The organism is Pseudarthrobacter sulfonivorans (genome assembly GCF_031454915.1).
Lineage (GTDB): Bacteria > Actinomycetota > Actinomycetes > Actinomycetales > Micrococcaceae > Arthrobacter > Arthrobacter sulfonivorans_C.
In genome coordinates, this window is record NZ_JAVDRS010000002.1 from 118,520 (window position 1) to 137,968 (window position 19,449).

Here is a 19,449-nt window from a genome sequence, read left to right on the forward strand (position 1 = left end):
AATGACTTGACATGATTGGGCCAAGTGCCACGATGGTAGCTGGAGGACGCGTGGATCCGGCCGCTTGAGAGGGATGAGCATGACGGTTGCTCTCGCACAGGATTGGCACTTGAGTCTGCTGGGGGCTTGGCGGTTACGCTGCGGCAGCAACACAGTGACGGTGGCCAGCCGTGAGCAGCGGCTTATAGCCTGCGTGGGACTTCTAGGCTGCCGCCACCGGAGTTTTTTGGCCGGCCTCCTGTGGCCGAAAAGCAGCGAAACGCAGGCAGCGGGAAACCTCCGTACCACCGTCTGGTGCATCTCCCACGCTTTCCCTCACCTACTCCATGCGGGGCCAGACACCCTGGAGCTAGACGAATCTGTCCGCGTCGACGTCGCAGCCCTGCAGCAGCGCGTCGCCAGAATGCACGCGGAGCCTGAAGCACAGGTCCCGGACAGCTACCTGGACCACCTGAGCCGGGCCGAGCTGCTGCCTGGCTGGTATGACGATTGGGTGGTCTTCGAACAGGAGCGGCTCCGGCAAATGCGACTCAGCGCCCTTGAGCTGATGGCACGGCAGCATCTGGTGGCCGGTGAACCGGGCTATGCCGTCATCGCGGCACTGTCAGCGGCAAGCATCGAACCGCTCAGGGAATCGGCGCACCTCCTGCTGGTTCAGGCCCACCTTGCAGCCGGCAACAGGGCAGCTGCGGTCCGGGCCTACACGATGTTTGCCAGCAGGCTGGAAAATGAACTGGGCGTCCAGCCCTCAAGCCAGCTGACCGAGCTTGTCTCGGCGTTCCGGCCGCAAGTCGGCCTCGTACCTGGCGGTATGTAGAGACAGTCCATGGACTAACTCTGGACGCCATGCGGCACCTCCGCCACGCCGGACACTGACCAGGACACCCGCGCCGGCCGTCCCACCACCCAAAGTGCGGTACTTTGTGGCCATGGACTTTGGCAACGCGGACAGCTGGGGGGCGGCGATCTACTTTTGGATCATCCCCGTGGTGCTCGGCGACGCCATCTTTCCGCCCATCCCGTCCGAGATGGTAGTGATTACCGGCGGCGCCCTTTCGGCGGAGGGACGGGCCAATTTTTTCCTCGTCGCAGCCCTGTCCGCGGCGGCGTCCTGGATCGGTGACATGGTGGTTTTCCAACTCTTCAAGCGCCGGCTCAGCCATATTCTTGACCGGTGGCGCTGGGGCAGGAAAGTCCACCACGGCATCCATGATGCGATCGCCAAGGCCGGCCGGTCCTCCACGTACGGGACCATCATCGGCGCCCGCTTCATCCCCGGCGGCCGGCTTGCGACGTCGGCCGCAGCAGGGATTGCCGACGTCTCCGTCCGCGGTTTCAGCCTCTGCGCCGGCCTCGGCGCCGTCTTATGGGCCAGCTGGCTGGTAGGCCTGGGCTACTTCACGGGATCGGCAACCAAGCTTCCGTTTTGGGCCAGTTCCCTCATCGGTGTGGGACTCGGGCTGGTGATCGGAGCCGTCGTCGGGGTCATCGTCACCCGACGCCGCGGCACCCGCTCTCCGGTGGACGAACCGCCACCAGTGATTGAGCCCGCGCCCGGCGACTGAAGCGTCAAAGGCGGCGGGGCTACACCGGTGCCCAGCGGCCGCGGTTGCGGCGGAGCACCATCAGTGAGCCGGTCAGCGCAACGCGTTCGACGGCGTCGCGCATCATCGCTGCCGATTCGCGCGCCTGCTGGTTCTCACCGTGGTATTCCGTAGCCTCCACCAGGAACCGAAGGTTGAGTTGGGGAACGCCGCCGGCGAGCTCCAACTGGTTGGCCTCCACATGGTGACGCGTCTCCAGAGCCTCCACGGCGGCGGCCATCACCGCCTCGGGCGGGTTGCCCGGCTTCAGGCCGGTGATCTTCAGGCGGGTCTGGAACGAAGGCATGCCCTCAACCCTATCCCGGCCGGCTTCTTGCCCGGCTAGCCCCGCTGCTCGGGGCCGCCCTCCGTAACGGGCACTGACCAGCGCTCCTCGATGTGGCCGAAACGCCACACGCCCAGGGCAAGGAGCCACGTGAAGATGAACAGCGCAACCGTGGTGTATCCGACGGCTGCGAGGTCCAGCCCGCCAATCACAGCCAGAGGCCCTGAGCGGATCCCGGCGCTGTCCACCAGGAGGGAAATCAGCTGCACAGAGCCGATGCCCAGCGCTACTGCCACGGACAAACCGGTCACCACCACGTTGTAATAGATCCTGCGGACCGGCCGGGAAAGCGCCCACCGGTATGCGAATGTCATGAAACAGCCGTCGAGCGAGTCCAGCAGGCTCATGCCCGCCGCGAAGAGGACCGGCAGTGTGAGGATCGCGTACCACGGCAGCGCCGAAGCAGCGGCTCCGGCTGCCAGGATCAGCAGGCTTACCTCCGTGGCAGTGTCAAACCCCAGGCCGAACAGCAGCCCGACCCCATACATCTGCCAAGGCTTGGTGATCAGGCGGGTGAACCTGCCGAAGAGCCGCGTCATCAGTCCGCCGGGGCACGGCTGGGTCTCCAAACCGGCGTCGTTGTTTTGGCTGGACCGCAGCCGCCGTGCCGATCGGAGTACTTCCAGGAGGATCACCAGGTTCAGGGCACCAATGAGGTAGAGAAAGAGGCCCGAGACTGCCGTTCCGAAGACCTGCAGGCTGGCCTCGGTTTCGCCCGAAACTACTCCACCCTGGTCCGACAGGCTCCGGATTCCAGCGGCCAACAAAGCACACAGGCCAAAGACGATGCTCGAGTGGCCCAGGGAGAACCAGAAGCCCACTGTCATGGGCCGGGGTCCCAACCGGGAGTGCCCGTCACCGGAAAGTTTCCGCGTGGTGTTGTCGATGGCGGCGATGTGATCGGCGTCGAATGCGTGGCGGAGCCCCAACGTATACGCGGCGACGCCCAGGCCAACACCGAAAACGCCGGACGAGCCCGCGGGAAGGTTTCCGGGTGCCACCACTGCCAGAAGCACACCCCAGCCCACTACATGGAGCAGCAACACCACGGCTGCCATTCCTGCGATCGAGGACCGCTCCCGCCTGGTCAAAACGATTGCGGACCGACCTGTCGAGGCCTCGGGCTGCGTGCTGTTTTCAGCTTCCGGTTGCTTCACTTCCGAGCCTCCGGCTTCCGCGTCATTGCAGAATAATGAGACGACTATACGCCCATACTCGATGAACGTGCAGCTGTCAAATTTTTGGGTTGCGTTATGGCCGGGACGAGCCTATCTTGACAGAGAGGGGGCACAGCCGATGCACGAACTCTCGATCGTACAAAGCCTCATAGACGCGGTTCTGGACCAAACCGGCAACCGTGCGGTTACCGGCGTCAACCTTCGGATCGGGCCGTTGTCAGGTGTGCTCCCGGATGCCCTCCGTTTCTGTTTTGACGTTGCCTCGGCGGGAACCACCCTGGCAGGGGCGCGGCTGCGGATCGACGAGCCGCAGGGACGGGGGCTGTGCCGCACGTGCGGCAACGACTTCGCGCTCACCGATATGTTCCTCCTCTGTCCCTGCGGCAGTGCCGACGTCCACGTGGTGACCGGACGCGAACTCCAGCTCGTTTCGGTGGAGGTGGCATAAGTAATGTGCGCAACATGCGGCTGCGGCGAGGACGCCACTCCCCGGGTCTATGCCCTCGATGTCCCCAGCGCGCAGGGGCATGATCACCCCCACGATCACGGGCACGACCACACGCACGCCCACTCTCACGACCCGGGCCACGCCCACACGCACCCCCACGATCACGGGCACGACCACACGCACAACCACGGCAACCTCCACGCGCCCGAGCTCATCCCGCTGGAGCAGAACCTGCTGGCCAAGAACGACCTCCTCGCGGAACGGAACCGCGGCTGGCTGGCGGGACGGAAAGTGCGGGCGCTGAACATGATGAGCTCGCCCGGCGCCGGGAAGACCACGCTCCTGGTGCGGACGCTCACGGAACTGGGAGACAGGCTGCAGGCCGGGGTCATCGAAGGGGACCAGGAAACCTCCCTCGACGCCGACCGGATCCAAGCGGCCGGCCGGCCCGTGGTGCAGATCAACACCGGAGCGGGCTGCCACCTCGACGCAGACATGCTCCGCCGCGGACTCGACGCGCTCGATCCTCCGATGGGTTCAACCGTGTTCATCGAGAACGTGGGAAATCTCGTCTGCCCCGCCCTCTTCGACCTGGGCGAAGCAGCCAAAGTAGTAATCGTCTCAGTGACGGAAGGTGATGACAAACCGCAGAAATACCCGCACATGTTCATCGCAGCTGACCTGGTGATCATCAACAAGTCGGATCTGCTCCCCTACGTCGAGTTCGACGTCGACGAATGCGTTCGCCGTATCCGTCACCTCAACGCCCACGCAGAATTCCTGGTCCTCTCAGCCACTACCGGCGACGGCGTTGCCGCCTGGTATGACTGGCTGGACGGCCGTCCCTCCCGGACAGCGACCCGCGCAGGGTCTTCGACAGGGCCTCTGGAAGAGTCCCTGACAGACGCACACTGAGCCCCCTCACGGGCCGCGGAAAGAGGCAACGATGCCTACCGAAACTTCCCTCAAGGCCGAAGAAACCCTGATTCACGTGCTCTGGATCAACGCAGGGCTGAGCTGCGACGGCGATTCCGTCGCCCTGACAGCAGCCACCCAGCCCAGCGTGGAGGAAATCGCCCTCGGCGCCCTGCCTGGCCTGCCCCGCATCGCCATGCACTGGCCCCTGATCGATTTCGAGTGCGGCCCCCAGGAAGGGGCGGACGACTTCCTGGAGTGGTTCCGCAAAGCGGACCGCGGCGAGCTGGAGCCGTTCGTCCTGGTGGTGGAAGGGTCTATCCCGAATGAGAAACTGCACGACGCCGGGGGCTACTGGTGCGGGTTCGGCAACGACCTGGCCACGGGCCAGCCGATAACCACCAGTGAATGGCTGGACCGCCTGGCACCTAAGGCGACGGCCATCATCGCTGCCGGCACCTGTGCAACATACGGCGGTATCCATGCCATGGCGGGAAACCCCACCGGCGCCATGGGCGTTCCCGACTACCTGGGCTACGACTGGAAATCCAAGGCCGGCATCCCCATCGTCTGCGTTCCCGGGTGCCCCATCCAGCCGGACAACCTCTCCGAAACCATGACCTACCTCCTCTACCAGGCCACCGGACAGGCCCCGATGATTCCGCTGGATGATGCACTGCGCCCCACGTGGCTGTTCGGGAAGACCGTCCATGAAGGCTGTGACCGCGCGGGCTACTACGAACAGGGCGACTTCGCCACGGAGTACGGCTCCCCCAAGTGCATCGTCAAGCTCGGCTGCTGGGGCCCGGTGGTCAAATGCAACGTGCCCAAGCGTGGCTGGATGAACGGGATCGGCGGCTGCCCCAACGTTGGCGGCATCTGCATCGGCTGCACCATGCCGGGCTTCCCGGACAAGTTCATGCCCTTTATGGACGAGCCACCCGGCGGCAAGCTCTCCACCAGCACCATCCGCCCCTACGGCGCCGCAATCAGGGCGCTGCGCGGCATCACCACCCACACGCTGGACCAGGAGCCCAAGTGGCGCCGGCCCGGACGCGAACTGCTGACCGGGGCACAGCGGACCTGGTAGTCCCCCCTTTCCAGACAGGTGAAGAACATGACCTCAACGATTCCTATGCCGTCCGGAAGCGGGACGGATAACAGCAACCTCGTGGAGATGGCCTGGGATCCCATCACCAGGATTGTGGGCAGCCTGGGCATCTACACCAAGATTGATTTCGCGAACAACCAGGTAGTGGAGTGCAAGAGCACGTCCTCGATCTTCCGCGGCTATTCCATCTTCATGAAGGGCAAGGACCCGCGGGACGCCCACTTCATCACCAGCCGTATCTGCGGGATCTGCGGCGACAACCACGCCACCTGTTCCTGCTACGCGCAGAACATGGCCTACGGCGTGAAGCCACCGAATCTGGGTGAATGGATCGTGAACCTGGGCGAGGCCGCGGAGTACATGTTCGACCACAACATCTTCCAGGAGAACCTGGTGGGCGTGGACTACTGCGAAAAGATGGTGTCCGAGACCAACCCCGGCGTCCTGGCCAAGGCCGAAAATACCCGCGCACCGCACGAAGGCGATCACGGCTACCGGACCATCGCGGACATCATGCGCTCCCTGAACCCGTTCACCGGGGAGTTCTACCGCGAGGCGCTGCAGGTCAGCCGGGCCACCCGCGAGATGTTCTGCCTGATGGAAGGCCGCCACGTGCATCCGTCCACGCTCTACCCCGGCGGGGTGGGGACCGTGGCCACCATCCAGCTCATGACCGACTACATCACCCGGCTGATGCGCTACGTGGAATTCATGAAGAAGGTCGTGCCTATGCATGACGACCTCTTCGACTTCTTCTACGACGCGCTGCCCGGCTACGAGCAAGTGGGCCTGCGCCGTACGCTGCTGGGCTGCTGGGGCTCCCTCCAGGACCCTGACTACTGCAATTTCGAGTACAAGGACATGACCGAGTGGGGCCGCAAGATGTTCGTCACCCCGGGCGTGGTGGTGGACGGCAAGCTGGTCACCACGGACCTGGTCCGGATCAACCTGGGCCTGCGGATCATGCTGGGTTCCTCCTACTACGAGGACTGGGAAGACCAGGAGATGTTTGTGACCCGCGATCCGCTGGGCAATCCGGTGGACCGCCGCCATCCCTGGAACCAGCACACCAATCCGCGGCCACAGAAGAGGGACCTGAAGGAGAAGTACAGCTGGGTCATGTCACCGCGCTGGTTCGACGGCGAGAACAACCTGGCCCTGGACACCGGAGGCGGCCCGCTGGCGCGGCTCTGGGCCACGGCCCTGGCCGGGCTGGTGGACATCGGCTACATCAAGGCCACCGGCAGCAGCGTGCAGATCAACCTTCCCAAGACAGCGCTCAAAGGCCCCGTCACCTTTGATTGGAACATCCCGCAGTGGAGCAACACCCTGGAACGCAACCGGGCCCGCACCTACTTCCAGGCCTACGCGGCCGCAGCGGCCCTCCATTTCGCGGAGAAGGCGCTGGAGGAAATCCGGGCCGGCCGCACCAAGACCTGGGAGACGTTCACGGTTCCGGACGAAGCCATCAGCTGCGGCTTCACCGAAGCGGTCCGCGGCGTTCTGTCCCACCACATGGTGATCCGGGACGGCAAGATCGCGAACTACCACCCGTACCCGCCCACCCCCTGGAACGCCAGCCCCACCGACTCGTCCGGCACACCCGGCCCGTATGAGGACGCGGTTCAGGGCCAGCCCATCTTCGAGGAGAACGACCGCGAGCACTTCAAGGGGATCGACATCATGCGCACGGTCCGGAGCTTCGACCCGTGCCTGCCGTGCGGTGTCCACATGTACCTGGGCAACGGCCAGACCCTGGAACAGCTGCACTCGCCCACCCAGACCCTCACCGGAGAGTAAGCCGCCATGCCCGGCGGGGAACGGCCGCTGCAGACCGGCGAGCGCATCAGTACGCTCCTCGACGCGCTCGGAGCCGGCGGCGCGGTGGCCCGCGGCCGTGCCGAAGACCTGGTCCGCCAGGTCACCGACATGTACGGCTCCGGGCTGGAACGGATCCTGGAAATCCTGGATAGGGAGGGAAAGCTCGACGACGGCACGCTGGCGGCGCTCGCCTCCGACGAGCTCGTATCCGGACTGCTCATCATCCACGGCCTGCACCCCGAGTCGATGGAGACGAGGGTGGCCGGCGCCCTGGACAGCGTCCGGCCATACCTTGGGTCCCATGGCGGCGACGTTGAGCTGCTGGACATCAGCCCGGAGGGCGTGGTGCGGCTGAAGCTGCTCGGCACCTGCCAGGGCTGCCCGTCGTCGTCCGTTACGTTGAAGTTCGCCGTCGAAGAGGCGATCGAGACGGCCGCCCCGGAGGTCACCGCCATCGAAGTGGTGGAAGCGGAAAAGCACGCCGCCACCCCTGCCTTCATCCCCGTGGACTCCCTGCTGGTCAGGATGAACCACACAGACCAGCCGGAGGGGTCCTGGGAGCCGGTCCCGGGCGTCGCCGATCTGGAACCCGGTGACGTGGCCGGGTTCCAGGTGGGCGGCTATTCGCTCCTGGCCTGCCGGACCGGGCAGGACGTCTACGCGTACCGGGACTTCTGCCCGCGCTGCGAGAGCTCCATGGCGGGCGCCATACTGCAGCGCGCCCTGGCAGCCCCTGCCGGGGGCGGCCTGCTGCGCTGTCCCACCTGCCGCGCACACTTCGACGTCCGCCAGGCGGGCTCCTGCCTGGAGGACCGAAGCCTGCATCTGGACCCGCTCCCACTGCTCATACGTGGTGGCGTGATGTCCGTTGCCGTGCCGGTTGCCGCAGGGAAGGGCGGCTGAGATGGAATCACCCGGCCTGCCCGTAGCGTTGCTGCGACGGATCGCCGCTGCCCCGCCGGCCGCTCCCGCCGGCGAGCGCTGCGAAATGTGCGGGGAGCCCATCGCCTCCGAACACCAGCACGTCGTGGACCTGGAGAGCCACGCCATGATGTGCACCTGCCGGCCCTGCTACCTCCTCTTTACGGACAGCAATGCCCACCTGAGGTACCGGTCCGTGCCGGACCGGTACCTGTCCTTCCCCGATTTTGAGCTGGGCCCGGGCCAGTGGGACGAGCTGGAGATTCCCGTGGGACTGGCGTTCTTCTTCCGCAGTTCCAGGATGGAGCGGACGGTGGCGTTCTATCCCGGACCTGCCGGTGCCACAGAATCCGAACTGCCGCTGGACGCCTGGGATGCCGTGATGGCGCGGAATCCGGCCCTGTCCATAGCAGCCCCGGATACCGAGGCCCTCCTGATCCGGGGGCCCGGCCAGGAACGCCCCCAGGCCGACTGCCACCTTGTCCCCGTGGACGCCTGTTATGAACTGGTGGGACACCTGCGGCGCCTGTGGCGGGGTTTCGACGGCGGCCAGGAGGCCCGCGACCAGCTCACCTCCTTCTTCGCAAAGATCAGCAGCCGCAGCACCCCGGTCCACGAAACCACCCGGCAATCAACGTCCGGAGGCCTGCCGTGATCGCCCTGGCCTTCGACGTCCTGGACATCCAACCGGAACCGTATGCGGCAGCGCCCCAGCTCACCGCGACGCTGCGGGTGACCGAGTCCACCGGGGCCGCAGTACACGCCATCGCTCTGCGCTGCCAGGTCCGGATCCTGCCCCAGCGCCGCGGCTACACACCCGAGGAAGAGTCCGGTTTGCTGGACCTCTTCGGCGAGCGCGGCCGCTGGCCCACCACCCTGAAGTCCTTCCTCTGGCTGCAATGCAGCACCATGGTCCAGGGCTTCACCGGCCAAACCGAGGTCCGGCTCCCGCTGCCCTGCACTTTTGACTTCGACGTTTCCGCCGCCAAGTACCTGCAGTCCCTGCGAGACGGTTTGGTCCCGCTGGAACTGCTGTTCTCCGGCACGGTTTTCACCCGAGGTGAGGCAGGCTTCGGCGTGGAGCAGGTGCCTTGGGACCTCGAAGCCTCCTACCGGCTGCCGGTCGACGCATGGCGCCGGCTGATGGACCAGTACTTCCCCAACACCGGCTGGCTGCGCCTGGACCGGGACGTGCTCGCGGACCTGCTGCATTACAAGGCGGCCCGGGGCCTGACCTCCTGGGATGCCACCGTGGAGAGCCTGCTGGCACACGCCGCGGCGGTGTCCCCTGCGGCCCTGTCAGGAAACTCGCTGTCAGGAGACCCGCTGCCATGAGCATGAGCCTGAGCCTCGCCCGCGCCGTGGCGGATGCCGTCCTCTACGAGGGCTACCTGCTCTACCCGTACCGCGCGTCCTCGCAGAAGAACCAGGCCCGGTGGCAGTTTGGCATCCTTGGCCCGCCAGGCGCCGCCGCTTCCGGCTCCGGCGAGGAAGCGGACATGTTCGCCGACTGCCTGCTCACCCCCGGCCGGAACGCTGCCGTCGAGATTCACCTGCGTTTCCTGCAGCTCCAGGGGCGGTCGGCTGAGAAAGCGGACGACGACGGAGGGTTCACGGCGGTGGATGAGCTCACGGTCGGTGCCGCCCGCTGGCTGAGCTGGGACGAGGCGGTGGAGCGGGAAGTCACGCTGGGGCCGATCGCGGTGGCCGGGCTCAGCGGGCAGCCGACGGTCCTGCCGGTGGAGGTTCCCGGCGGCGAGGACACCGAGGAACTGCGCGACGCTTCGGGGCGGCTGGCTGGGAGGCTGGTCCGCCGCCGTCGGCCGCTTCACGCTGAGGTGGGGCTGGCAGCGGCGTCAGACGCAGGTGCCTTGGTGAGACTGCGGGTCGGCGTAGAAAACGTCGGGGTTGCTGAAACGGCCGCGGACGCAGCATGCGGTGCGGCTGGCTGGAGCAGGCAGGATGCGATCGCCGAATCCTTTATCGGCACGCACCTGCTCCTGAGCGTTCAGGACGCAGATTTCCTCTCCCTGTTGGAGCCACCACCCAACGCGGCCGCCGCGGCGGCCGCCTGCGGGCAGCACCGGTGCTGGCCCGTTTTGGCCGGTCCGGAGGGGCAGTCGGATGTGCTGCTGGTTTCCCCGATCATTTTGTACGACCACCCCGCCGTTGCCCCCGAAAGCTCGGTGGCACTGTACGACTCCACCGAAATCGACGAGATCCTGACGCTGCGCGTGCTGACCCTTACCGACGAGGAAAAGGCCGAAGCCCGGGCCACCGATCCACGGGCGGCTGCCATTATCGACCGGTGCGAGGCCATGTCCCCCGAAGAGCTGCAGCAACTGCATGGCATCCTGCGCAATCCCCATGCCATGGACATTCCAGAACTCCATGAAGGACGCGGCGCCCCGCAAGATGCGTGGTGGACGCCCGAAGCCGAAGCACTGGTCCAGCCTCACCTGGATGCCGTCCTGATCAACGGGGTTCCGGTGGCCCGGGGCAGCCGCGTCAGGGTCAATCCGAGCCGGCGCGCCGATGCCCAGGACCTGTTCTTCGCCGGGCAGACGGGCCGCGTTACCAGCGTCCACTTCGACGTTGACGGCAGCACCCATGTTGGCCTCGTCCTCGAGCAGGACCCGGCGGCAGACCTCCACGAGGGCTACGGCAGGTCCTTCTATTACTCACCCGAAGAGCTCGAACCCCTGGGTCCGGATGGAAAGGAAGGCACGCCATGAGAATCATAGGAATGGCCACCGTAGCGTTGCTGGCAGGATTGGCACTCGGCGCCATCTACGTTGGGATCCGGTCAGTTCCGGACATCCAGCGTTATCTGAAGGCACGGCGGATGTGACCCCGGGATGACTGTTCTGGTTGCAGGCGTAGGCAACATGTTCCTGCGGGATGACGGTTTCGGGCCGGAGGTCGCCCGCCGGCTGGCTTCGGAAGGACTGCTTCCGGCCGGCGTGGACGTAGTGGATTACGGCATCCGCGGGATGCACCTCGCGTACGACCTCCTTGCCGGTGTGGACGTGCTGGTGCTGGTGGACGCCGTGCCGCCGGACCGCGGAACAGAGCGCAATGGGTCCCTGCCGTCAGCTCCAGGCACCCTCCGGGTGCTCCGGATACACAACGAGGATCTCGACGGCGGCGCCTCCCTGGACCCCCACGGCATGGACCCTGCCGCCGTCCTGGGCAGGCTCCGGACACTGGGCGGCGAGGTTCCCGTGACGTACGTGGTGGGCTGCGTTCCGGCTGACCTCACCGAGGGCGTGGGCCTGACTCCCCCGGTGGCCGCAGCTTTGCCGGGGGCGGTTGCCGCCGTCGTCGATCTCCTCAGCCAGCACACCTCCAGAACCTAAGGCGGACCACATGTGCCTCGGAATCCCCGGCCGGGTCATCGGCCCCATTGATGGCTACGGCGATCAGCTCGCCCTGGTGGACGTGGCCGGCGTACAGCGGAAGATCAACATCGGGCTCCTGGACGAGGGACCGCCGCCGCCGGGCAGCTGGGTCCTCATCCATATGGGCTTCGCCCTCGAGCGCGTGGATCCGGCGGGTGCGGAACGCGCGATGAGCGGCCTGGAACTGATGGGCCAGCCACGGCAATCCGACGACCCCCACGCCGGCGCCGGCTGACCACCACCATCAAGCATTACCGGAGCAAGGAGAACGCCATGACACCGATGAATCCGTCCGAGCCGACCGGCCCTGAACCACGCGACACTGGGCCCCGCGATCCCGAAGCAAACGGCGGGGAGCAGGGAACCTCGCCGGGCACCGCCCGTGCGTGGGGCAGCGAACCGCCGCTGAAGGAGCCCGCGCAGCCGGGTGCTGATGAGACACCCGAGGACGCGGCCATGGCTCCGGACGGCGTCGGCGAGAGCACCACCAGGCGTGGCGAGGACGTCGTCAAGGAGGAAGGCAAAGAGGCCGGCCGCGAAGACACCGGCACCGACGCAGGCCCGGTGGAGCGTCCCACCGGTGAGTCCACTCCCCGCGATGCGACTGGCGTCGAGACTCCGGAGGACCCCGATTCCGCGGCTCCACAGTCACCGTAGGCCCAGGTTCCACGGTGGTGAGGGACCCAGCGCTTCAGGGCTTGGCGGACCAGCCCTTGTTGTTCGAGGACTTATCGCTCAAGGGCGATGGCTGCGCCGCGATGCTCCACGCCCACGTTGGCGATCTTAAGGTGCCTGCCAGTAAAGAGTTTCAACTGCTGCAGCTGGTGGGGTGTCAGCCGGTCACAGACCCAGTCCCAGTGCAGCGACACCACGTCGCCCGCTGCGAGCCCGGCAATGAAGCCGGTTCCGTTGACTGCATACTTGGCGGTTTCCACCACGGGTTCGCCCACGGCCAGGGAAGTCCCGTCCCATGTCAGGGGACGGGACTTGACCACGGCTTCATCGCCCGTAATGGCCAGGACTTCGCCCCACCGGATCCGGCAGCGGTCCAGAACGTTCAGCGCCGTGGCGTAGCGGCGGTCATCACGCAGCAGCCCCAGCCAGGGATAGATTTCGAAGACGTGGAAGCTGTGGTGCGGGACGCCGCCCGCCAGGACGCCTTCCACGAGGTGCGGAAACTGCCGGCCGGTGCGGGCACGGAACCGGTCTTCCATCGAGTTGCCCATCATGCTGATGCCTACGGTGTCCAGGAGGCTATTTCCCACCCAGTAGGCCTCCACCACGCGGGCGTCCAGCGGGTCGTGGATGCCGTGGGAACCGGCAATGAGTTCCAGGTAGGGCCAGGCTCCGGCAAAGCCCTTCGCGAGTTCGCGCAGGCCCTGGTCGGTGACGCCGGACTGGCCGTAGTGCAGCAGCGCGTCACTGTCGGGAGGGCCGCAGCTGCCTCGGGAATTGGGCGGGTACGCGTACCGGACAAACAACTGGGCACCATCGACAACCATGGCGTGGCCACCTTCTCCGAGGGTCTTTTGAACGTAGCACCGCTGCCTGCCCCGGACAAGGGCCGGTTGGCCGCCGCCGCACCACTAAATCCGTTGACAGCATCCGCGCAGGTGCGGGCGCACAAGCAGACCGAAAGCAGGGCTCACACACCATGGCATCCACTGATCTGAACCGCCGCGCCGCCCTACAACTTCTGGTGGCGGGCGGCTCCGCAGCCCTGCTGGCAGGATGCGCCGGCACCCCTGGTTCGCCGCCGTCGTCGGGCCTTGCCACGAACGGCGCGAACGGCGGCAGCGGCGCGATCAGCGTCACCGATCAGCGTGGCAAGACCCTGACCTTTGCCCGGCCGGTGACGCGGGTGGTGACCATCCCCATGCCTGCGGCGTCGTTGCTGGTGGCCGTGGACCGGACGGCGGACCACCTCGCGGCAATGCACAACGCCTCCTGGGTGGCCATGCGTGACGGGATTATGGGCACCATCTTCCCCAAGGCCCTGGAGCTGCCGCACGAGATCGCCACACAGGACTTCACTGCCAATGTGGAGAGCGTGCGTGCCCTGGACCCCGACGTGGTGATCCAGTGGTCCGACGCGCAGCTCATCGACCCGCTGGAGAAGGCAGGCCTGAACGTCATCGGGCTGACCAACCGGGGCAAGCAGGAGGATGTGGACGCGTGGGTGGCCATGTTCGCCGCCATGCTGGGGAAGCCCGAACGTGCCGTGGATATCAGGACCCGGAGCGATATGGAACTGGCCGTGGTCAAGGATCTGGCGGCCGGCAGGGACTCAACCGGGCCCAGCATCCTGTACTTCAACCGCTTCACCGGTGGCCTGAAGGTGGCCGCGGCCAACAGCTACAACGACTTCTACATCAAGCTGGTGGGCGGCACGAATCCCGCCACCGGGGGCGATCCGCTGAAGGGCTCCGGGATGGTGGGCCTGGACGTGGAGCAGGTGCTCCGCTGGGATCCGGAGATCATCCTCCTGGGGAATTTCGACAACGCCATGCCGCAGGACCTCTACTCAGACCCTGTCTGGCAGACCGTTTCCGCGGTCAGGAACCGGCGTGTGTACAAGGTGCCGCTGGGTGGGTACCGGTGGGATCCTCCCGGGCAGGAATCACCGCTGATGTGGCACTGGCTGAGCGATATCGCGTTCCCCCAGCAGCAGTCCCTCCTCAGGAACAAGGTGGTGGAGTACTTCGATTTCCTGTACAGCCACAAACCCTCCGCGGCCGAACTGGACAAGATCCTGTGGACCACCGCCAACGCCGACTCTGACCACTACCGGCAGTTCAATGCTGCATGACGCCAGCGACGAACGGCTTGACGCCAGCCGTGTCCGGGCATCCGGTGGCCCGGACCGGGATGCGGGCGCGGCCGGGGACGTTGACGACGGCGGCCGGCCGCGTGGGGAGCCCGTTGGCGGCGGACGGCGGGGACCGTCAGCCCTCAAGCCGATCGCCATCAGCGGAGTCTTCCTGGTCACCGTGACCCTGGTGGCCCTGGCCGTGGGCCGGTACAACGTTCCGCTCTGGCACGTGGTGCAGATCCTCGTGGGTCAGGTCGTCCCGGTCCCGGTCGAGGCAACCGCCACGGAGGAAAATGTGGTGCTGTTGGTCAGGCTGCCCCGCGTGCTGCTGGCGCTGCTGGTGGGCGGGGGCCTGGCCATCGGCGGCACGGCGCTGCAGGCCATCTTCCACAATCCGCTGGTCAGTCCGGACATCATCGGCGTGTCTGCGGGTGCGTCCTTCGGCGGGGCGCTGGCGATACTCCTCGGGCTGGGGACGTTCGCGCTCATCACGAGTTCCTTTGCGTTCGGCCTGGTTGCCCTGGCCACGCTGTTCCTGATCACATCCGGGCGCGGCGGGACTCCCCTGCTGATGATTGTGCTGGGCGGCGTGGTCACGGGCTCGTTCTTCTCCGCGCTGGTTGCCCTGGTCACCTACATCGCTGATCCGAACACCACATTGCCGGCCATCGTGTTCTGGCTCCTGGGCAGCGTGGCCACTGCCACCTTCGGCAAAGTGGTGGTGGCACTGATTCCTGTTGTGGGTGGCGCACTGGTGCTCCTGGCGTTGCGCTGGCGCATCAACGTGCTCTCCCTGGGCGACGACGACGCCGCCGCCCTCGGGGTCCGGCCCCGGCCGCTGCGCTGGGTGGTGCTGGTTTCGGTGGCATTGATCGTGGCCGGGGCCGTCGCGGTCAGCGGCGCCGTCAGCTGGGTGGGCCTGGTGATCCCCCACCTGGCGAGGATGTGGGTGGGTCCGGACCACCGCGTGCTGCTGCCGGTCTCCTTCCTCCTGGGTGGCGCCTACATCATGCTGGTGGACACTGTGGCACGAACTGCGACGGCGGGCGAGATCCCGCTCGGCGTGCTGACGGCGCTGATCGGGGCGCCTGTCTTTTTTGTCCTGCTGCGCCGGAACCGGGAGAGGATCTGGGAAAGTGCTTGAGCTGGAGGGCGTGGGCTTCGGCTACGGCAGGACGGATTGGGTGTTCCGGAATCTCAGCTTCCAGGTACTGCCTGGAACGGCCACCGCCGTCCTAGGACCCAATGGCAGCGGCAAAACCACCCTGGTGCGCTGCGCCGCCGGGCTGCTCGCCCCAGTAGAGGGAAGCGTCATCCAGGCGGCCAGGGCCGGCTACGTCCCGCAGGCCCATGGCAGTACGTTCGCTTACCGTGCCCTGGACATGGTTCTGATGGGACGGGCGCGGCAGATCGGTCTCTTCCGCTCGCCGGGTGCGGCGGACCGGGCTGCTTCGCTGGAGGCCATGGACCGGGTGGGTATCGCCGGCCTCCGCAGCAGGTTTTTTCCCACGCTCAGCGGGGGCGAGCAGCAGCTGGTCCTGATCGCACGGGCCATCGCCGCCGGCTGCCCCGTCCTGGTGCTGGACGAGCCCGCCACAGGCCTGGACCTGAAAAACCAGGTCCGCGTCCTGCGGCTCCTGCGCGAACTGATGGCGGACGGCATGGCCGTGCTCCTCAGCACCCACCACCCGGACCACGCCCTGTACGTCGCGGACCGCGCAGTCCTGCTCTCCCCCACTGGTCCCCGGACCGGCGACGCCCGGGAACTCCTGAGCGAGAAGGAACTCACGGCGCTGTATGGCGTCGGCGTCAGCACCGTGCCGTATGTCGATGGCCCAAGCACCCGCCGGACCGTGGTGGTGCACTACGGCGACCGGTAGAGAGCGTCCGAGGGGGGTGGCGGGTTAGCCGGTGTTGCGCAGGCCGGCGGCCACCCCGTTGACGGTGATCAGCATGGCCCGCTGGAGGCGTTCGTCGATCTCCGCCCCGCTGATGCTTGCGTCTCCGGCTCCCTGAGCGGCCCGGATACGCCGGAGGAGCTCCACCTGGAGGTAGCTGATAGGGTCCAGGTACTGGTCGCGAATCTCCAGGGAGCGCTTGAGCGTGGGCTGGGCGTCCAGGAGCGTGTTCTCGCCGGTAAGGCTTTGGATCTCCCTGACCGTGAGGTCATACTCCTCGCGGATGGTGCGGAAGATGCGGTGCAGCTCCTCTGGAACCAGGGTGGCCACGTAGTACCCGGCGATGTCCAGGTCCGTCTTGGCAAGGGTCATCTCAACGTTGGAGAGCACCGAGCGGAAGAAGTGCCAGTGCTCCATCATCTCCACGAGCTGGCCGGAATGGCCGGCCTCCCGGGCCGCCTTCAGGCCCGAGCCCACACCGAACCAGCCCGGTACGATCTGCCGGGACTGGGTCCAGCCGAACACCCACGGGATGGCCCGGAGGCCGCCGAGGCCCGCCCCGGAATCGGGGCGCTTGGACGGACGTGAGCCGATGTTCAGCGAGCCCAGCTGCTCCACCGGGGTGGAGGCCAGGAAATATGCGGGCAGGTCGGGATCGTCGATGAGCTTCCGGTACCGGTCAAAGGCGCCGTCGGAGATGGTCTCCATAACGTGGCCGTACCGCTCGCGCTGGTCGTCGGACGTGCGGGGATCACGGTGCAACGCCGAGCCCTGGAGCACCGCGGCGAGCGAAAGCTCCAGGTTCTCCCGGGCAAGTTCCGGCAGGGAATACTTGTCAGAGATGACCTCGCCCTGTTCGGTGAACTTGATCTCGCCTTCCAGGACTCCGTTGGGCTGGGCCATGATGGCATCGTAAGTGGGCCCGCCGCCACGGCCCACGGAACCGCCGCGGCCATGGAACAGGCGGACCCGGACGCCGTGCTTGGCCGCCACGTCGCGCAAGTTGCGCTGGGTCTTGTGGATCTCCCACTGGCTGGTCATCACACCGGATTCCTTGTTGGAGTCCGAGTAGCCGAGCATGATTTCCTGGACATCGCCACGCAGCCGGACCAGGTCGCGGTAGGACGGGACGGACAGCAGCTGGTCCACAATCTCAGCCGAGGCCCGCAGTTCCTCCACGGTTTCCAGCAGCGGCGCGAAGCCGATCTTGGCGTACGGCGACACGCCAAAGAGGTTGATCAGGCCAGCTTCGCGCGCCAGGACCGCTGCGGCCAGGACGTCGTCCGCGCCGCGGGTCATCGAGATGATGTAGGTTTCGACGACGTCCGGACCGTAGGTGCGCAGGGCGCGGCGGATCTCACGGAAGACGTCGTACGTTCCGTCAGCGACGCCTTCGAGCTTGATCGGGTGGCCGGAGAGCGGGCGGCGGGAGGCCAGTTCCGATCCCAGCACTTCGAAGCGTTCGGCCCGGCTCAGTTCCGCGTAGCGGATGCCCGGCCCGCCGAGGCGGTCCATCAGCTGGCCGACGGCGTCGTGGTGGTGGTCGGCGTGTTCACGGATATCGAGGGTTGCCAGATGCAGGCCGAACGACGCCACGGCGCGGCGGACGCGGGCCAGGGCACCGTCGGCTGCGAGCGACGCCGAGTGGTTGCGGAGCGACAGCTCCAGCAGTTCAAGGTCGGTCAGCAGTTCGCTGGTGGAGCTGTAATCCCGGCCGTGTTCATGGGTGGAGTCCGCGGCCACACGCTTGCCGGTGTTGATGAGCTTTGCCTTGATGCAGGTGAGCTTGAGGCGGTAAGGCTCCTGGGCGTTGAGTTCCAGGACACGGCGGTCAAGGCCCGGTAGCTTCCTCAGGTCCTCGTCAATCGAGTCCAGCAGGCCCTGGTCCGCACCTGCAAGTGAGGTGGAGTTGGACAGGATGGAGATCAGTTCGTCCATCATCGCGATGCTGATGCGGACGGCGTGCTGGTTCTGGATCTGCAGGATTTCCCTGGTGACTGCCGCCGTGACGTTGGGGTTGCCGTCACGGTCGCCACCGATCCAGGAACCAAACCGGATGGGGGCGTCCTGGGACGAGAGGCTGACTCCGTGCTGGCCAAGCAGTTCGGAGAAGTCCGACAGCATCTCAGGCATGGCGTCGGTCAGAATGCCGCCGAGGTAGTAAATGGCGTTGCGGGCCTCGTCCACCGGGGTGGGGCGCACCTGGCGCAGCTCGTCCGTCTGCCACATCTGGTCGATGACCTCGGACAGCTGGCGGTCCTGGCGGCGGCGGGCCGTGGTGCCTTCCTTCGTCGATTCGGACAGCACATCGGAGAGCTTGCGGATCTTGTCCAGCACGGAACGGCGCGAGGCCTCGGTGGGGTGGGCGGTAAAGATCGGACGAACATCCAGCCCGTTGACCACTTCCTGCAGCCTTCCGGGTCCCGCCTGGGCGGCGATGTCGGCGACTGCCTTGGCCAGCCAGCCGTCCTTCTCCTCCCTGGTACGGAGGGTGCGGACGCGGTGGACCTGCTCGGCCGCGTTGGCGAGGTGGAAGTAGAACGCGAACGCACGCACCAGGTCCGTGGCCTGCTCAATCGGCAGGGAGCCGAGCAGCTCGCGGACCTGCTCAACGACGTCGTGCGCGCTCCAGGGCCCCGTGGCGTCAGCGCCGCCGCGGGCCGCTTCCTTGGATTCCTTCGTGAGGAGGCGGACCTGCTCTACCAGGTCCAGGAGCTCCGGGCCGTGCTGGCGGACCAGGGACTCGCCCAGTAGGGAGGTGACGCGCCGGACGTCGGCCCTCAGTTCAGAGGCGAGGTCGGTTGTGGGATTCACTGCAGTGTTAGCCATGGAAACTGTCTTTCGAGGGTTCGGACTTGGCTCGTACACTGCGCTGGATACTGTGAGCCGCGTTACTACCTATCGATGCTACCCGTCCGGCGCGGCGAAGGTGGAATCCGTCTCAGATCATGTCTGTGCTTGACGTATGCCGCAGGGAACGCCAGCGTGGAATGAAGGCCCTCCCTGGATGGTTGT

General features: G+C 66.5%; 21 protein-coding genes. 17 read left to right on the top strand and 4 right to left on the bottom strand.

What is annotated here, in order from left to right:
- Positions 1 to 226: 226 nt before the first annotated feature.
- Together J2808_RS04415 and J2808_RS04420 are read left to right on the top strand one after the other, a co-directional pair.
- Entirely contained in the window at positions 227 to 817 is a 591-nt protein-coding gene (locus J2808_RS04415) for an AfsR/SARP family transcriptional regulator (RefSeq protein ID WP_309812239.1), read from the top strand.
- 112 nt (positions 818 to 929) lie between these two features.
- Complete coding sequence (locus J2808_RS04420) at positions 930 to 1,565, top strand: DedA family protein (protein ID WP_309812242.1); 636 nt, start codon at positions 930 to 932, stop codon at positions 1,563 to 1,565.
- A 19-nt stretch (positions 1,566 to 1,584) separates the two neighbouring features.
- On the opposite strand, the gene J2808_RS04425 is transcribed toward J2808_RS04420, so the two are convergent.
- Both J2808_RS04425 and nicT read right to left on the bottom strand, forming a co-directional pair.
- On the bottom strand, positions 1,585 to 1,890 hold the full coding sequence (locus J2808_RS04425; RefSeq protein ID WP_309812245.1) for a hypothetical protein: 306 nt from the start codon (positions 1,888 to 1,890) through the stop codon (positions 1,585 to 1,587).
- A gap of 35 nt (positions 1,891 to 1,925) precedes the next feature.
- The gene (gene nicT, locus J2808_RS04430; protein WP_309812248.1) at positions 1,926 to 3,086 is read right to left on the bottom strand and encodes a Nickel transporter NicT; all 1,161 of its coding nucleotides are present in this window, start codon (positions 3,084 to 3,086) and stop codon (positions 1,926 to 1,928) included.
- A 139-nt stretch (positions 3,087 to 3,225) separates the two neighbouring features.
- On the opposite strand from nicT, the gene J2808_RS04435 reads away from it, so the two are divergent.
- The 12 genes from J2808_RS04435 to J2808_RS04485 are packed head-to-tail and all read left to right on the top strand — an operon-like array spanning position 3,226 to position 12,381.
- A complete protein-coding gene (locus tag J2808_RS04435; RefSeq protein WP_309812251.1) occupies positions 3,226 to 3,555 on the top strand; it encodes a hydrogenase maturation nickel metallochaperone HypA/HybF in 330 nt (109 codons plus the stop codon).
- A gap of 3 nt (positions 3,556 to 3,558) precedes the next feature.
- Positions 3,559 to 4,470, top strand: a complete 912-nt coding sequence (hypB, locus tag J2808_RS04440; RefSeq protein ID WP_309812253.1) for a hydrogenase nickel incorporation protein HypB — start codon at positions 3,559 to 3,561, stop codon at positions 4,468 to 4,470.
- A gap of 31 nt (positions 4,471 to 4,501) precedes the next feature.
- A complete protein-coding gene (locus J2808_RS04445) occupies positions 4,502 to 5,560 on the top strand; it encodes an NADH-quinone oxidoreductase subunit B family protein (RefSeq protein ID WP_214964773.1) in 1,059 nt (352 codons plus the stop codon).
- Between the two features lie 27 nt (positions 5,561 to 5,587).
- Positions 5,588 to 7,381: a nickel-dependent hydrogenase large subunit gene (locus J2808_RS04450; RefSeq protein ID WP_309812257.1), complete on the top strand. Its 1,794-nt coding sequence runs from the start codon at positions 5,588 to 5,590 to the stop codon at positions 7,379 to 7,381.
- 6 nt (positions 7,382 to 7,387) lie between these two features.
- Positions 7,388 to 8,305: a NifU family protein gene (locus tag J2808_RS04455; RefSeq protein WP_309812260.1), complete on the top strand. Its 918-nt coding sequence runs from the start codon at positions 7,388 to 7,390 to the stop codon at positions 8,303 to 8,305.
- A gap of 1 nt (position 8,306) precedes the next feature.
- Positions 8,307 to 8,978: a DUF5947 family protein gene (locus tag J2808_RS04460; protein WP_309812265.1), complete on the top strand. Its 672-nt coding sequence runs from the start codon at positions 8,307 to 8,309 to the stop codon at positions 8,976 to 8,978.
- On the top strand, positions 8,975 to 9,658 hold the full coding sequence (locus J2808_RS04465) for a DUF6084 family protein (protein WP_309812268.1): 684 nt from the start codon (positions 8,975 to 8,977) through the stop codon (positions 9,656 to 9,658). Before J2808_RS04460 ends, J2808_RS04465 begins: the two co-directional genes overlap by 4 nt.
- Positions 9,655 to 11,058, top strand: a complete 1,404-nt coding sequence (locus J2808_RS04470) for a hypothetical protein (protein WP_309812270.1) — start codon at positions 9,655 to 9,657, stop codon at positions 11,056 to 11,058. Before J2808_RS04465 ends, J2808_RS04470 begins: the two co-directional genes overlap by 4 nt.
- Positions 11,055 to 11,174, top strand: a complete 120-nt coding sequence (locus J2808_RS22240; protein WP_397427981.1) for a DUF6893 family small protein — start codon at positions 11,055 to 11,057, stop codon at positions 11,172 to 11,174. The genes J2808_RS04470 and J2808_RS22240 overlap by 4 nt, the downstream gene beginning before the upstream one ends.
- A gap of 7 nt (positions 11,175 to 11,181) precedes the next feature.
- A complete protein-coding gene (locus tag J2808_RS04475; RefSeq protein WP_309812273.1) occupies positions 11,182 to 11,682 on the top strand; it encodes a hydrogenase maturation protease in 501 nt (166 codons plus the stop codon).
- A 10-nt stretch (positions 11,683 to 11,692) separates the two neighbouring features.
- A complete protein-coding gene (locus J2808_RS04480) occupies positions 11,693 to 11,959 on the top strand; it encodes a HypC/HybG/HupF family hydrogenase formation chaperone (protein WP_309812275.1) in 267 nt (88 codons plus the stop codon).
- A 38-nt stretch (positions 11,960 to 11,997) separates the two neighbouring features.
- A complete protein-coding gene (locus J2808_RS04485; protein ID WP_309812278.1) occupies positions 11,998 to 12,381 on the top strand; it encodes a hypothetical protein in 384 nt (127 codons plus the stop codon).
- A 71-nt stretch (positions 12,382 to 12,452) separates the two neighbouring features.
- Here the strand turns inward: J2808_RS04485 and J2808_RS04490 are convergent, their stop codons facing one another.
- Complete coding sequence (locus J2808_RS04490; RefSeq protein ID WP_309812281.1) at positions 12,453 to 13,226, bottom strand: DUF6390 family protein; 774 nt, start codon at positions 13,224 to 13,226, stop codon at positions 12,453 to 12,455.
- A 152-nt stretch (positions 13,227 to 13,378) separates the two neighbouring features.
- Between J2808_RS04490 and J2808_RS04495 the strand changes: the two genes are divergently transcribed.
- The 3 genes from J2808_RS04495 to J2808_RS04505 are packed head-to-tail and all read left to right on the top strand — an operon-like array spanning position 13,379 to position 16,416.
- Positions 13,379 to 14,533, top strand: a complete 1,155-nt coding sequence (locus J2808_RS04495) for an ABC transporter substrate-binding protein (RefSeq protein ID WP_309812283.1) — start codon at positions 13,379 to 13,381, stop codon at positions 14,531 to 14,533.
- Positions 14,523 to 15,680, top strand: a complete 1,158-nt coding sequence (locus J2808_RS04500) for a FecCD family ABC transporter permease (protein ID WP_309812285.1) — start codon at positions 14,523 to 14,525, stop codon at positions 15,678 to 15,680. The genes J2808_RS04495 and J2808_RS04500 overlap by 11 nt, the downstream gene beginning before the upstream one ends.
- The gene (locus tag J2808_RS04505; protein ID WP_309812288.1) at positions 15,673 to 16,416 is read left to right on the top strand and encodes an ABC transporter ATP-binding protein; all 744 of its coding nucleotides are present in this window, start codon (positions 15,673 to 15,675) and stop codon (positions 16,414 to 16,416) included. The genes J2808_RS04500 and J2808_RS04505 overlap by 8 nt, the downstream gene beginning before the upstream one ends.
- 24 nt (positions 16,417 to 16,440) lie before the next feature.
- On the opposite strand, the gene ppc is transcribed toward J2808_RS04505, so the two are convergent.
- Positions 16,441 to 19,263: a phosphoenolpyruvate carboxylase gene (gene ppc, locus J2808_RS04510; protein WP_309812291.1), complete on the bottom strand. Its 2,823-nt coding sequence runs from the start codon at positions 19,261 to 19,263 to the stop codon at positions 16,441 to 16,443.
- Positions 19,264 to 19,449 lie beyond the last annotated feature (186 nt).

Bases quoted from the DNA above. Each gene is read 5' to 3' on its own strand.
- J2808_RS04420 (WP_309812242.1), top strand. From the start codon at position 930: ATGGACTTTGGCAACGCGGACAGCTGGGGGGCGGCGATCTACTTTTGG.
- J2808_RS04425 (WP_309812245.1), bottom strand. From the start codon at position 1,890: ATGCCTTCGTTCCAGACCCGCCTGAAGATCACCGGCCTGAAGCCGGGC.
- J2808_RS04435 (WP_309812251.1), top strand. From the start codon at position 3,226: ATGCACGAACTCTCGATCGTACAAAGCCTCATAGACGCGGTTCTGGAC.
- hypB (WP_309812253.1), top strand. From the start codon at position 3,559: ATGTGCGCAACATGCGGCTGCGGCGAGGACGCCACTCCCCGGGTCTAT.
- J2808_RS04445 (WP_214964773.1), top strand. From the start codon at position 4,502: ATGCCTACCGAAACTTCCCTCAAGGCCGAAGAAACCCTGATTCACGTG.
- J2808_RS04450 (WP_309812257.1), top strand. From the start codon at position 5,588: ATGACCTCAACGATTCCTATGCCGTCCGGAAGCGGGACGGATAACAGC.
- J2808_RS04455 (WP_309812260.1), top strand. From the start codon at position 7,388: ATGCCCGGCGGGGAACGGCCGCTGCAGACCGGCGAGCGCATCAGTACG.
- J2808_RS04460 (WP_309812265.1), top strand. From the start codon at position 8,307: ATGGAATCACCCGGCCTGCCCGTAGCGTTGCTGCGACGGATCGCCGCT.
- J2808_RS04470 (WP_309812270.1), top strand. From the start codon at position 9,655: ATGAGCATGAGCCTGAGCCTCGCCCGCGCCGTGGCGGATGCCGTCCTC.
- J2808_RS22240 (WP_397427981.1), top strand. From the start codon at position 11,055: ATGAGAATCATAGGAATGGCCACCGTAGCGTTGCTGGCAGGATTGGCA.
- J2808_RS04475 (WP_309812273.1), top strand. From the start codon at position 11,182: ATGACTGTTCTGGTTGCAGGCGTAGGCAACATGTTCCTGCGGGATGAC.
- J2808_RS04480 (WP_309812275.1), top strand. From the start codon at position 11,693: ATGTGCCTCGGAATCCCCGGCCGGGTCATCGGCCCCATTGATGGCTAC.
- J2808_RS04485 (WP_309812278.1), top strand. From the start codon at position 11,998: ATGACACCGATGAATCCGTCCGAGCCGACCGGCCCTGAACCACGCGAC.
- J2808_RS04490 (WP_309812281.1), bottom strand. From the start codon at position 13,226: ATGGTTGTCGATGGTGCCCAGTTGTTTGTCCGGTACGCGTACCCGCCC.
- J2808_RS04495 (WP_309812283.1), top strand. From the start codon at position 13,379: ATGGCATCCACTGATCTGAACCGCCGCGCCGCCCTACAACTTCTGGTG.
- J2808_RS04500 (WP_309812285.1), top strand. From the start codon at position 14,523: ATGCTGCATGACGCCAGCGACGAACGGCTTGACGCCAGCCGTGTCCGG.
- ppc (WP_309812291.1), bottom strand. From the start codon at position 19,263: ATGGCTAACACTGCAGTGAATCCCACAACCGACCTCGCCTCTGAACTG.